Below are 12,868 nucleotides of genomic sequence, written 5' to 3'. Positions count from 1 at the left end.
TAGCTTACGCTTCGGTGATTCCGGTTACTGCCAACTCAACCCGCTCATTCAGGTAATCTTTGAGCGGTCGAAGATCCGAGTCTGAAGCAGTTGACATCCAGCGGACCAGAAGTTGCTGGGTTCGAATCCCGTCGACAACTATTTCTTTAAGCACCAGCGGTCCATTTTCCTTTGCCAGTTGATCCAAGTCATCTATCGGCAGTCGACGAGGGTCAATTAAGACGGCGCTGTCCTCTGGAAATTTAGCGGCCAGAAGTTTTCTCCTAAGTTCCAGGCGTTCTTGAGCGCTCTGAGCCTGATGTCCTGGAAAAACCTTGAGGCTCGCCCTGATTATCAAGCCTGGTTCAAACACATCCCCATGAGTAGTGACCACAAGCGCGCCAAGCAAAAAGCCCTCGCCTGCCTTTTTGTACGAAGCAGAGCGAGGGAGGATTCCAAGAAGTCTGCGAGCAGGCGTCGATACTGCAAGCTGCTCCGGGTTTGCACCAGCGGCCAACAATCGGTCTGCTGCCGAAGCGATCAAGGCTTTGGTTTCGGCGCTCACCGAATCGAGATTCATTGCTATATCGTCTCCTCCAAGTTGCCTTCTGGCAAGTGCGGCTCATGCGGGCCGGATTGGCATCGTGTCGCTTCTTGCAAAAAAGCAAGGGGGGTCTGGCTTTAGCACTCAAGCTTTTTTGTAAAATTACCAAGATAGAATTAGGCAGTGCTTTCGACCGCAATCCGCCTTTCAGTCTCTGACGATATCGTCAGTTGGTTCGATTCAATCGGTCCAATTCTTTTTTACACAGTTGTTTTTGGCCTCGTATTCGCCGGAACCGGCTTGTTCATAGGTGCCTTTATCCCATTTATAACCGGGGACTCTTTGGTGTTTGCCGCTGGCCTAGTTGCGGCAGCCAACGCTGATTCAATAAACATTTTTGTCATGGTTATAGGAGTCGGCGTAGCCGCCTGGCTCGGAGACCAGGTTGGCTACACTCTCGGTCGGCACTATGGACGCCCTTACCTCGATAAGCGTCAGGGCAAATGGCTGCAGAAAGCCATAGTCAGGTCAGATCAGTTTTACGAGCGCTACGGCTGGTGGTCAATTGTTGTTGCAAGGTTTGTGCCCTGGGGCAGAGTAATAATGCCCGCACTGGCCGGCATTAGCAGGATGAACTACTACAAGTTTTTCAGTGCAAACGCAGTTGGTGCGGTTGTCTGGGGATCGGGCCTAACGATCGCCGGTTACTTTACCTATTCGATCCCGGGCGTCAGATCTGCGGTCTACATAATCGCACTTGTTGTAATCACCCTCAGCGTTATTGCTGGAGTTCGAACTTGGCGGGCGAACCGCGTCTAGTTTTGAACCCAAATCTCGCACAACTTGCCTGATTGTTCTTCCCCGTAAAACTCATCTTCTTGAATAGACCAAGTGTCCCAATAAGAGTCAAACTGTCCCTGATCTCTTTTCGAGAATCGCGACTTTCTCTGGCTTGAATCGCTTTCCATCCAGATGGTCAGGTCCGCTTGTTCGCTGGATGCCAAAGACACAGAACCGCAGCCCTCGACAATAACTAGGTTGCCGCCTTCAAAACTGCGCCAACCATTTGCTGGCTCGTTTGCCATGCCTCGCTCGCCAAGTTGCCAATCCCAGACCTGCCAATTGGCTTGCTTTCCTTTAGAAATGGGCCCAAGGATGCTTCGGTTCAGATAAGCCGACCCTGCCCTAAGGCCATGCCATCCCGGATATAGATCGTCCATGTGGATTAGCTTGGGGAGTTGCTTCTCGGATTGAAAGATTAGGTCCGCGAGCTGACCGGCGAAGCGCGACTTTCCGGACCCGGCTCTGCCGTCAATCAGAACTATTGATGTGTTTTTTGTATTTATAAGGACGTCGAGCTTGGAATGAACCGATATCAAGGCGTCTTCGTAGCTAAGCAAATTTCGCGGCATATGGCGAGTTTAGGCGGAATACCCGTAAGCTTAGAAAGGCTATTCCAGCCTCCTCAGAATTTTACCAACCCAAGGTCTATATAAAAATGAAAAACAACGCGCTCAGGAACCTAGCCATCGTCGCCCACGTGGACCACGGTAAGACTACTTTGGTGGACGCCATGTTGCGCCAGACTGGCTCTTTCGCCTCCCACGGAACACAGGACGAGCGCGTCATGGACTCCGGTGACCTTGAGCGTGAAAAGGGAATTACCATCCTCGCCAAGAACACTGCGGTGCGCTATGAAGGACCTGCAGCCAAGGGCGAGTCGATCGTCCTAAACGTTATTGACACCCCGGGTCACGCCGATTTTGGTGGCGAAGTTGAGCGCGGTTTGTCCATGGTCGACGGTGTACTACTTCTAGTTGATGCATCAGAGGGCCCATTGCCACAAACCCGTTTCGTGCTTCGTAAGGCACTTGAAGCAAGACTGCCTGTGGTGCTACTTGTAAACAAGACCGATCGTCCGGACGCCAGAATCGACGAGGTAGTTGAGGAAAGTCACGACCTACTCCTAGGCCTCGCCTCTGATTTGCATGACACCATTCCAGACTTGGATGTCGATGCAATTTTGGATCTTCCTGTTATTTATGCTTCAGGCCGAGCTGGTCGGGCATCACTAAACAAGCCAGCCGATGGAGAGTTTCCGGACTCGGAGGACCTAGAGCCACTGTTTGAAGCAATCTTGAAGTACATTCCGGCTCCTTCTTACGAAGAGGGTGCACCACTGCAAGCACACGTCACCAACCTTGACTCCTCCCCATTCCTTGGTCGCCTAGCCTTGCTTAGGATCTTCAACGGCGAAATCAAGAAGGGCCAGACAGTTGCCTGGGCTCGTCAGGATGGGACCACGCAGAACGTGAAGATTACAGAGCTGCTTGGAACAAAGGCTCTTGAAAGAATGCCAATCGATAGCGCCGGCCCTGGCGACATTGTCGCTGTTGCTGGTATCGAAGACATCACCATCGGTGAGTCACTTTGTGACCCCAATGATGTTCGCCCGCTTCCACGAATTACAGTTGACGATCCTGCGATCTCGATGACCGTCGGCATTAATACCTCTCCTATGGCAGGCCGGGTCAAGGGTGCCAAAGTAACCGCTCGTTTGGTGAAAGACCGCCTAGACCGCGAGCTGATTGGTAACGTTTCGATTCAAGTCCTTCCAACCGAGCGTCCAGACGCCTGGGAGGTTCAGGGGCGAGGTGAGCTTGCACTAGCCATTCTTGTTGAGCAGATGCGTCGCGAGGGTTATGAGCTAACAGTTGGTAAGCCACAGGTAGTTACCAAGAAGGTCGATGGCAAGGTTCACGAGCCGGTTGAAGACCTGACCATTGACACTCCAGACGAGTTCTTGGGTGCTGTCACGCAGCTTCTGGCCGCTCGCAAGGGCCGCATGGTCAACATGACCAACAATGGCACTGGATGGGTACGAATTGAGTTCATGGTTCCATCACGCGGACTTATCGGATTTAGAACTGAGTTCTTGACCATAACAAAGGGCGCTGGTATCGCGAACGCACTGGCCGCCGGCTACGAGCCGTGGTTCGGACCGATTATTACTCGTCAGAATGGATCCTTGGTTTCAGATCGTGCCGGTGTTGCAACACCATTTGCGATGATCGCACTTCAAGAGCGCGGATCATTCTTTGTGGAGCCAACCAGCGAGGTCTATGCAGGAATGGTCGTTGGAGAAAATTCCAGGGCTGATGACATGGACATCAACATCACCAAGGAAAAGCAGCTGACAAACATGCGAGCTGCTTCAGCTGATAACTTTGTTGGCCTAACCCCTCCCAAGAAGCTTTCTTTGGAAGAGTGCCTCGAATTTGCTCGCGAAGACGAATGTGTTGAGGTTACGCCCGAAGCCACCAGAATCCGAAAGCTGGAGCTTGATGCGAACGTCCGAGCACGCCACGCATCTGCTAGAAAGCGCGCTTCAGAGAACTAAGCGATTTTGGAATCTATTGAATAGATTTCGGACGGGTCTCTGCGAGTTCGCGTCGCTACTTCACGCTGAACTAACTCCGGGCTCTGGTTGTCGATTTTTCCTTGCTTGCCAATTGCAATCACGCAGATAACATCGCGGCCCTTAGCGCCGACTATGTCTGAGACGATATCGGGATTGATGCCTCCCATATAGTGGGCCTTAAGTCCCATGGCTTCGGTTTGGGTAACCAGCTGGCTGGCTGCAAGGCCAACGTCAAAGTGGGTTGCAGCTTGACTTCTTGGTTCACCATCAAATTTTGTATCGGCCAGCAACACCGCATAGGCAGAGCCCTGTGGCGCCCACGCTTGGTTAAATCCCTTGAGTCCTGATTCTGACATTTCCACAAAGAGATCGGTTCCAGATCTCAGAATTACCACGTGCCAATTTTGGTGGTTGCTACTCGACGGGCTCCAACGGAAGGCTTCGCCAAGGCCCAGAGCTTCGGCGTCAGACATTTTGTAGCTTGAATCAAAGATTCTCGGACTCCACCGGTCACGGATCAAGGGGTGTAATTCGGCGGTGGTTTCGGCAGGTTTATTTAGTAAGTCGTTAGTCATGATTGCCCCAACTCTAGTTCACTGACTATTAGTCCTAGACGCTACTATTGGCAGGTGTCGACAAGAGGCTTGGTTCTTTTTTCAATGGCTGGCCTATTTTGGGGCCTTCCATACTTCTTTATCGCACTTGCCTTAGAAAGTTTCTCAACGCCAACAATTGTGTTTGCCAGGACGTTTCTTGGCGCACTGGTTCTGATTCCTTACGCTGCTTTGACCGGGGGGCTAAAGCCAGCGCTAAAAGCATGGCCTTATGTGGTGATGTTTGGACTCATCGAGATGGTAGGCCCTTGGTTCTTGATTACCGAGGCTGAGAAAAATATATCTTCCGGTCTTGCAGGCCTACTGATTGCTACCGTGCCGTTTTTTGCAGTAGCGGTGCTGGCTATCTTCCTGAAAGACCGAAAGGCTCTTCGTCCACGCTCGTTGGCTGGAATGCTTATCGGCTTCTTCGGTGTGGTTGTCTTGGTTGGAATTGACTCATTCTTAGGGGCAGTGAACCCGCTATTTGTGATGATGGTCATCTTGGCTGCGGTTGGTTACTCGATCGCCCCGATTATCGCAAGCAGAAAGCTAAACCATGTTCCGAGCGCAGGAGTAATTGGTGTCAGCATGGCGATGGTTTCAATCATCTACGCGCCATTTTCTTTGCCCGGCTTGGGTGATGAGCTGGCTCTGGCGACCACCTCGAGCATTTGGGCGATCATAGTTTTGGGTCTGGTGTGTTCCGCGTTGGCGTTTGTGGTTTTCTTCATGTTGATTCAAGAGGTTGGTCCAGTCAGAGCCACTCTGATTACCTACGTCAACACCGCCGTCGCGCTTTCTTTGGGTATCGTATTTTTGAACGAGCCGATCACCATCGGGCTGGCCGTTGGATTACCGCTTATTGCTATAGGTCTTTACTTAGCCGGGGGCACTGAGAAAAAAAGAGAGATTCCAGAAACTCCGGCCTAATCGGAATTTCGAATGGGCTTCGGAAGCATTTTAGGAGCTAGATCAGGTACAGATCGTCTCCGGTAATATTCAGCAATCTGGCATTAACACCGACCGCAACAGTGCCGGCTGGCATGTCCTTGGTGACTACGGCGTTAGCGCCAACGGCGCAATCATTACCAATGTTGATATTGCCAATCAGCTTTGCCCCCGCACCAATAATTACTCGATCTCCAACCGTTGGGTGGCGCTTTACTGGGTCTAGGGTTTTACCGCCCAAGGTTACGCCGTGGTAAACCAATACATCGTCGCCTATCACTGCTGTTTCACCAATTACAACGCCGACGCCGTGATCAATCACGAACCGTCTCCCGATTGTCGCACCGGGGTGAATCTCAATTGCAGTGAAGAATTTAGCGTGGTTTGAGATCATTCTTGACAGCGTGCGAAGCCGGAGCTTCCACAATCTGTGAGCTAGGCGATATAGCCAAACCGCGTGAAGTCCCGCGGATGTGAACCACAGTTCCCATGCACTCAATGTGGCTGGATCGCGCTCAAGTCCGGCGCGAATGTCTTCCCTAATGCTCAATTCTTGCTCTGGTATTCATCTTGCAGGTCACGGTAAAGAGTTGAAGACACATAGCGCTCACCAAATGAGGGAACTATCACCACTATCTGCTTGCCGGCAAACTCCGGTCGAGTTGCCACCTGGCATGCTGCCCAAAGAGCAGCTCCCGAAGAGATTCCAGCCAAAATACCCTCTTCGGCCGAGGTTCGCCTCGCGAATTCAAATGCTGTGGCGTTTTCGACGCTTATGACTTCGTCATAGCTATCGGTATCGAGAATTGATGGGATAAAGTTTGGCCCGATTCCGGCAAGGGGGTGTCCGGCTGCGTCGCCTCCTGTTAGCAGGGGAGAGGCGGCGGGTTGAACAACGAAGCTTTTTATCTTTGGGTTCAGTTCTTTTAGACGCTGTGATGTTCCAGTGATCGTTCCTCCGGTGCCGCTTCCTGCAACCAGGGCAGCGACTTGGCCGTCGGTATCAGCCCAAATTTCTTCGGCGGTGGTCCTTCGGTGAATGTCGGGGCCGGCTTCATTATCAAACTGACGCATCATCACTGCGTTTTCGATTGTCTTGCCTAATTCATCGGCCTTGGCAACTGAGCCTTTCATGCCCTCTGCTGCAGGGGTCAGTACTAGTTCTGCTCCGTAGGCACGAATCAAGATTTTGCGCTCCATGCTCATGGAGTCGGGCATGACAATGATTGTCTTGTAGCCGCGTGCCGCACCGACCATGGCTAGAGAAATGCCAGTGTTTCCGCTCGTGGCCTCAATTAGAGTCCCGCCGGGCTTTAGTGCTCCCGATTTTTCTGCGGCATCCACCATTGCAATTCCCAGTCGGTCCTTCACGGAAGACGATGGGTTGTAGAACTCAAGTTTGGCAAGCACCGTGGCTTTGGCGCCGTCGGTTACTTTGTTCAGAGTTACCAGAGGGGTGTTTCCGAACACTTCGGTGATGTTCTTATAAATACGCAATAAGTCAGTCCTAAATTTCGAGGCTACAAGATTCTAACTAAAGTGACGGGCGCATTAGTCCTTATTGCGGATTGTTACCTACTTAGTATTCACCGGGTATTCAGATAACAAGAGTGGCTAAGTCAAAAGCTAAGGGATCGCAAATACTCTTTGTCTCGATGAAGAAACTCACTTTGACTGTTCTTGTAGGAATCGGCGTATTTGGCCTTGCTGGCTGCAGCATTCAAGAAGTAGCCTCCACGGCAGCAGACGCAGCTGCGTGCAAGGCTCTCAGTTCGACCCTTAGCGGTATTTCTGGGGCCTATGAGCAAGGTTTAGTTGACTCGGGTGTGGTGGCTCAAATCGATTCGATTGTCGGGGATCAGGTTGATTTTTTACTATCGACTGAATTAGCAGCTGACCTTGGTGAACTTGCCAAACAACTAAGCCAATCAAGCCCCGCACAGGGAACTTCAAATAAGGTTGCTGAACTAACCGCGAGTATCTCCGAAAAGTGCTCCGGCTACGGCATTGATTTTTCAAACTAACCGTGGCAGCACTTCTGGCTTCAGTAACCTAAGAGCATGAACTCATCGCCTCCGGAACTGCATCCCGACCGCAACTTGGCAATGGAGTTGGTGCGAGCGACCGAAGCCGCGGCAATTCGCGCCTATCCATTTATCGGCAAGGGCGATAAGAACGCAGCGGATGGCGCAGCAGTAGATGCAATGCGAGCTTTCTTGGGAACCGTGAACTTCGAGGGCCTTGTGGTGATCGGCGAGGGCGAAAAAGATAACGCACCAATGTTGTTCAACGGTGAAATCGTCGGAACTGGCAACGGTCCTAAGGTTGACATCGCAGTAGACCCTATTGACGGGACATCGCTTACCGCGGCCGGAAGGCAGAATGCGATCTCTGTGATAGCGGTAGCGGATCGCGGTTCCATGCTTGATGCTTCATCGATTTTTAAGATGGACAAGTTTGTGACCGGCCCTGCCGGTATCGGTGTGTGTGACATTAGGCAGTCAATGGATGAAAACCTTCGTGCCTATTCAAAGGTCACCGGTAAGCCGGTGACTGAGATTTTGGTCGCAGTTTTGGACCGCGAATATAACGCTGAGCTTGTGGATCAAATTAGAACTGCTGGAGCGGCGACCAGGTTGCTTCGAGACGGCGATGTTGCCGGTGGCCTTCAGGCAGCCAGAACAAATTCACGAATCGACATGTGCGTCGGCAAAGGCGGGTCGCCCGAAGCAATTATTACCGCTTGCGGTATTCAAGCATTGGGTGGTCTCATTCAAGGAATCCTTGCTCCTGGCGACGAGGAGGAAAAAAATCGTGGCCTCGAGGCTGGCTTGAAGTTTGAATACGTTTACGAGACCAACGAAATGGTGAAGTCTGACAATACGTTCTTTGTAGCCACCGGGGTAACCGATGGAATGCTGTTTTCGGGTGTCAAAAAACTCGGCAAGACAATCATCACCGAGTCACTAGTAATTAGGGGACGGTCCGGAACCGTTAGAACAGTTTTGGCCGAGCACAAGGCCGACCGCTGGCTCTAGTGCACTAACTCGTCATCAACAAAGTGGTTTTTAGCAATTTGAATGCCCATCAACGCGCTAAATAACGCCACCCCAAAGAACATCCACAACGCAAATTCCCAGCCTCCGGTGATCTCTCGGAACACTCCAACCAAAAACACAATAATCGTGGTCATTGTGTAGCTCATTCCTTGCCCGAATGAGCTAACGGCGAGCACAGTGCTTCGCTCTCTTGAGCGCAGGTTGTAAAGGGTAAGAGCAAGCGGGAACATCGTGGGCCCAAGGCCTAGCGCCCCAACCCAAACCCAGAGGTGTGACCCGTCGGTCCAAAGTATCCCCAGAGCTCCGGTCATACCCATGGCGCTTGAGAACCAGATAATCGGCGCGTGGAGCTGGGTGTACTTCACTGCCAGCCCGGGGACTATCAGTGCTGCTGGAAGTCCCAAAATAGCAAAGAGAGATAGGAGTGCACCGGCTTCCGCCACGCTAACCGAGTTGTGTTCAAGTAGTAAAAGCGGCAGCCACGCAAAGCTCACGTAGCCAAAGACCGAAGTCATTCCTTGAGTCCCAAATATTGCCCAAGCCGTTGGCGAGCGCCAGATGGCTTTTTGCTTGATCACACCCGGCAGGGGCTTCTCAGGCGTGGAGTTTTTTCGAAGGGCAATAAGCGGCAGCAAGGTAAGCGCCGCCATCAATCCCCACTGCCCGAGCGAAAAGCGCCAGCCGCCTAATTCCGCGAACGGAACAGCCAAGAATGATCCTGCTGATGCGCTTAGTGCTGTTAGTGAAATGTAAAAACTAGAGATCAAACCCACTCGGTTTGGGAAATATTTACGAACCATTACAGGCATCAGGATGTTTCCAATACCCATGCCCAAAAGACACATCATGCTGCCGACAAACAGCGCGGTCGAGTCCCAGGACAGCGCCCTTAGAGCATGACCGCCAATAATCAGCAGAGAGGTGGCTATAAGTGTTTTTTCAACACCGATTTTTCTGGTTGGAGCGTTTGCCATTGTGGTTGCAATTGCGAACGCCAGTGGAGCCGCGATCCCAAGTAGACCAATGGTCACAATTGGGAGTGAGATTTCGTCTTGAATGAAGGTAACCAAGGGCGAGAATGAGCTAACGGCGGTTCTCATGTTCAGTGCAAGTAGAGCGATTGCTACTATCGCCAGCCACTTTGTCCGTCGTTCGGTCAAAGCTAAGCGTCTGTCTGAAGAATTTGAAGTGCTTTTTCGTGAAGCTTTCCGTTAGTTGCTAAAACAGTTGAGGAGTCATTTTCTAATGGGCCGGTAAATGCGGTGATCATGCCGCCAGCCTCGAGGAGAATAGGCACCAATGCTGCGATGTCGTAGATCTTCAGATCGTGCTCGGACGCGATCTCAATAGCACCCTCGGCTACGAACATGTAGCTCAGGAAGTCGCCATAAGCGCGAGTTCTATGAACCTTGACTGAAAGCTCCAGTAGCTGATCCAAGTATCCGGCGTCACGCCATTGCTCCAATGAATTAAAACTTAGAGTCGCATCGGCAAGCTCTGAGATGCCCGATGTCGCCAGCTTTCTCACTGTGCCATCAATGTCTTTGGTGAAGGCTCCCTTGCCGCTAGCGGCCCACCAGCGCCTCGACAAGGCAGGTGCGGAGACCACTGAGGCAACCAGTTCGCCATCAACTCGAAGAGCAATCAATGTCGCCCAAATCGGAACACCTCGAAGATAATTTGCGGTGCCATCGATCGGATCGATAATCCAGCTTCTGTGCGAATCACCGGTATTTTCGAATTCTTCTCCGATAACGGAGTCGGCTGGGCGATAAAGCTTCAATAATTCCCGAAGTTTTGCTTCAACTGCCTGATCGGCGTCGGTTACCGGTGTCCGGTCGGGTTTCGTCTCTACTTTTAGATCAAGTGCTCGATAGCGCGATAGTGATATTTCATCGGCGGCATTCGCTAGGACCTGGGCAAGCTCTAAATCATTCATCTTGTTACCTAATCTACCGAGGAAAGTGACGCGAGCAGTCTTCGGAGTGAGTCCAGTCTTAGGGCCGAAATTTCTCCTGCCAGCATTTTTTGATCCAAAGCGCAATCAGGCGAATCGGCAAGATGGGTGCAACCACGAGGGCAGTCGCTACTGGCGTCACTCAAGTCCGAAAAGCCCTTGAGGAGGCCATCGGCATCGATGTTTGAAAGGCCAAAGCTTCGTATTCCAGGGGTGTCAACCAGCCAGCCGCCTTGAGCTCTAATGGCGTGAGCGGAGCTAGAAGTGTGGCGGCCTTTACCGGTGACCTTATTTACTATCCCGGTCGCACGGATAAAATCCGGAGCTATTTGGTTGATAATGGTGGTTTTGCCAACTCCGGAGTGCCCCACAAACACAGTGGTGTTGCCTGCGAGCATTTGTTTTAGTGATTCCAAGTTCGGGGCATTTTCCGAGGTTTGAATGATTTCTAGGTCAAAGCCTTGAAAGCTGTCGATGAAATCCTTTGGGTCCGCAAGATCGCATTTAGTCATAAGCAAAATCGGCTTTAGTCCAGCGTGAAAAGCAGCCACTAAATACCTGTCGACAAGCCTCGAACGAGGTTCGGGGTTGGCTGCGGCCATAACGATCACTAGTTGATCCGCGTTGGCGACAATTGTTTGCTCTAGTGAGTCGCCGTCTTCGGCTGATCTTGAAAGGGCGTTCTTTCTGGGTTCAATGCCCACGATTCTGGCCAGTGCGCCGGAGGCGCCTGTGACATCACCGTCTAGCCGCACTCGATCGCAAATCACGCAGCCGTCTTTCCGAAGCTCTTTGGCTAATGTCGCTGTTATCTCGGTTCCTTCATCTGTAAGGATTCGATACCTAGCCAAATGAACCTCTAAAACCATTCCCAGTGGCGCTTTACTGAAGTCCGGACGTCGCTTAGTTCTTGGCCTGGAACCCTTAGGGTTTGGCCTGATGCGAACATCATCCTCATCTAGATCCATGCGATCAGCACTAGACCAGGTCATTCTGCCCCAAGCATGTCAAGCCACATCTTCGAAAAGCCAGGCATGGTTTTGGCGGTGGTTTCGATGTTCTCTACTTCTACGCCGCTTACTGCCAGACCTATAATCGCCCCACTGGTGGCCATTCGGTGGTCGTGGTAGGTGTGCCAAACCCCTCCGTGCAGGGGTTGAGGGGTAATTTCGATTCCATCCGCAAGCTCTTTAGCGTTGCCGCCTAGGTTGTTTATTTCGGCCACCAGCGCCGCGAGGCGATCAGTCTCGTGTCCTCGAAGATGCCCGATGCCGATCAGCCTGCTTGGGCTAACCGCTAGTGCAGCGAGCGCTGCAATTGTCGGCGCCAGTTCGCCGGCCTCAGACAAGTCCGCTTCGATACCTTTTATTACTCCAGAACCTGAAATGGTGAGCACATCTTCTAGAACTTCAATGTGTGCACCCATGCGAGTCAGAAGTGTTCGGTAGTGATCTCCAACTTGAGTTGTGGTTTTTGGCCAGTTTGGAATCTCGACTGTTCCGTTGGTGACCATGGCCGCTGCAAGAAAGGGGCCCGCATTTGAAAGGTCTGGTTCAATAACGACTCTGCCTCCCGAAATTGGCCCGGGCTCTACCCGCCAGGTGGAGCTGTCGATCGCTTCAGCTCTAACGCCCCTTCTTCTTAAGGTGTGCAGGGTCATTTCGATGTGAGGAAGCGAAGGTAGGCTGCGACCTTCGTGGGTGAGGGTTAGGCCTTGATCAAATCTGGCGGCGCTTAGCAGAAGCCCTGAGACAAACTGCGAGGACGCCGAAGCATCGATGGTTAGAGTACCTCCAACGACCGAGCCGGTTCCATTTACTGTGAACGGTAGTGAGTTGGTGTCCGAAGTAACTTCGGCCCCCAATGCCTGCATTGATTCGATTGTGGTTTTCATCGGGCGCGCTCTTGCACCAGCGTCACCATCGAAGCTAACTTGTCCATCTACCAGCATCGACAGCGGCGGGACAAATCGCATGACGGTCCCGGCAAGACCGCAATCAATTCTTGCGGGCCCCAATAGCTCTCCTGGGGTAACCAGCAAGTCCGAACCTTGCCACGAGAATTTGGTTCCGAGTGCCTTGAGAGATGCAATCATGAGCTCGGTATCTCGGGATACCAAAGGTGAAACAAGTTCGGTTGGCTCTTCTGCCAACGCCGAGAGCACAAGCTCGCGGTTTGTGAGCGACTTACTTCCGGGCAGCAAAATTTCGGCGCTAACTTTGGAAGATAGCGGCGCGGGCCAGGCTGGAAACTCGATCATCACTCCAAAGATACAAGGAATGGGGGTTATCGGCTTGCCGGGGCGCCTCTAACTTGAAAGGTTTTGTCGCCAATTCTCCAACCATGCTCATGATTTTTGGGTGG

Annotated in this window: 14 protein-coding genes; 5 read left to right on the top strand and 9 right to left on the bottom strand. The window is 52.0% G+C overall.

Annotated elements, in window-relative coordinates; all coding sequences use genetic code 11:
- Nucleotides 1-4 precede the first annotated feature (4 nt).
- Nucleotides 5-559 (bottom strand): hypothetical protein, encoded by a 555-nt coding sequence (locus IMCC13023_RS06070; protein ID WP_007542372.1) that lies wholly within the window; start codon nt 557-559, stop codon nt 5-7.
- A 147-nt stretch (nt 560-706) separates the two neighbouring features.
- On the opposite strand from IMCC13023_RS06070, the gene IMCC13023_RS06065 reads away from it, so the two are divergent.
- On the top strand, nt 707-1,342 hold the full coding sequence (locus tag IMCC13023_RS06065; protein ID WP_007542364.1) for a DedA family protein: 636 nt from the start codon (nt 707-709) through the stop codon (nt 1,340-1,342).
- Here the strand turns inward: IMCC13023_RS06065 and IMCC13023_RS06060 are convergent.
- A complete protein-coding gene (locus IMCC13023_RS06060; RefSeq protein WP_007542362.1) occupies nt 1,339-1,935 on the bottom strand; it encodes a nucleoside/nucleotide kinase family protein in 597 nt (198 codons plus the stop codon). The two genes, IMCC13023_RS06065 and IMCC13023_RS06060, sit on opposite strands and share 4 nt — an antisense overlap.
- An 86-nt stretch (nt 1,936-2,021) precedes the next feature.
- On the opposite strand from IMCC13023_RS06060, the gene typA reads away from it, so the two are divergent.
- Nucleotides 2,022-3,923, top strand: coding sequence for a translational GTPase TypA (gene typA, locus IMCC13023_RS06055; RefSeq protein ID WP_007542360.1), 1,902 nt, complete (start codon nt 2,022-2,024; stop codon nt 3,921-3,923).
- Here the strand turns inward: typA and IMCC13023_RS06050 are convergent.
- Nucleotides 3,920-4,519, bottom strand: a complete 600-nt coding sequence (locus tag IMCC13023_RS06050) for a nitroreductase family protein (protein ID WP_040325297.1) — start codon at nt 4,517-4,519, stop codon at nt 3,920-3,922. The two genes, typA and IMCC13023_RS06050, sit on opposite strands and share 4 nt — an antisense overlap.
- Before the next feature lie 54 nt (nt 4,520-4,573).
- On the opposite strand from IMCC13023_RS06050, the gene IMCC13023_RS06045 reads away from it, so the two are divergent.
- Nucleotides 4,574-5,470 (top strand): DMT family transporter, encoded by an 897-nt coding sequence (locus IMCC13023_RS06045; protein WP_007542356.1) that lies wholly within the window; start codon nt 4,574-4,576, stop codon nt 5,468-5,470.
- A gap of 37 nt (nt 5,471-5,507) precedes the next feature.
- On the opposite strand, the gene cysE is transcribed toward IMCC13023_RS06045, so the two are convergent.
- Both cysE and cysK read right to left on the bottom strand, forming a co-directional pair.
- Nucleotides 5,508-6,038 (bottom strand): serine O-acetyltransferase, encoded by a 531-nt coding sequence (cysE, locus tag IMCC13023_RS06040; protein ID WP_081478868.1) that lies wholly within the window; start codon nt 6,036-6,038, stop codon nt 5,508-5,510.
- Nucleotides 6,035-6,985, bottom strand: a complete 951-nt coding sequence (gene cysK / locus IMCC13023_RS06035; protein WP_007542354.1) for a cysteine synthase A — start codon at nt 6,983-6,985, stop codon at nt 6,035-6,037. The genes cysE and cysK overlap by 4 nt, the downstream gene beginning before the upstream one ends.
- A gap of 113 nt (nt 6,986-7,098) precedes the next feature.
- Between cysK and IMCC13023_RS06030 the strand changes: the two genes are divergently transcribed.
- Both IMCC13023_RS06030 and glpX read left to right on the top strand, forming a co-directional pair.
- Nucleotides 7,099-7,512, top strand: a complete 414-nt coding sequence (locus IMCC13023_RS06030) for a hypothetical protein (RefSeq protein WP_007542353.1) — start codon at nt 7,099-7,101, stop codon at nt 7,510-7,512.
- A 36-nt stretch (nt 7,513-7,548) separates the two neighbouring features.
- Nucleotides 7,549-8,526, top strand: coding sequence for a class II fructose-bisphosphatase (gene glpX, locus IMCC13023_RS06025; protein WP_007542352.1), 978 nt, complete (start codon nt 7,549-7,551; stop codon nt 8,524-8,526).
- Here the strand turns inward: glpX and IMCC13023_RS06020 are convergent.
- From IMCC13023_RS06020 to aroA, 4 genes are read right to left on the bottom strand one after another with little or no spacing between them, the layout of a single operon-like run.
- Complete coding sequence (locus IMCC13023_RS06020; protein ID WP_007542351.1) at nt 8,523-9,707, bottom strand: MFS transporter; 1,185 nt, start codon at nt 9,705-9,707, stop codon at nt 8,523-8,525. The genes glpX and IMCC13023_RS06020 overlap by 4 nt on opposite strands.
- Nucleotides 9,708-9,709: 2 nt before the next feature.
- Nucleotides 9,710-10,486 (bottom strand): inositol monophosphatase family protein, encoded by a 777-nt coding sequence (locus IMCC13023_RS06015; RefSeq protein ID WP_007542350.1) that lies wholly within the window; start codon nt 10,484-10,486, stop codon nt 9,710-9,712.
- An 8-nt stretch (nt 10,487-10,494) separates the two neighbouring features.
- Nucleotides 10,495-11,496, bottom strand: coding sequence for a ribosome small subunit-dependent GTPase A (gene rsgA / locus IMCC13023_RS06010; protein WP_007542348.1), 1,002 nt, complete (start codon nt 11,494-11,496; stop codon nt 10,495-10,497).
- A complete protein-coding gene (gene aroA / locus IMCC13023_RS06005; protein WP_007542346.1) occupies nt 11,493-12,764 on the bottom strand; it encodes a 3-phosphoshikimate 1-carboxyvinyltransferase in 1,272 nt (423 codons plus the stop codon). The genes rsgA and aroA overlap by 4 nt, the downstream gene beginning before the upstream one ends.
- Nucleotides 12,765-12,868 lie beyond the last annotated feature (104 nt).

Source organism: Candidatus Aquiluna sp. IMCC13023 (genome assembly GCF_000257665.1).
Classification (GTDB): domain Bacteria; phylum Actinomycetota; class Actinomycetes; order Actinomycetales; family Microbacteriaceae; genus Aquiluna.
This window is presented reverse-complemented; position numbering and strand designations above follow the sequence as displayed.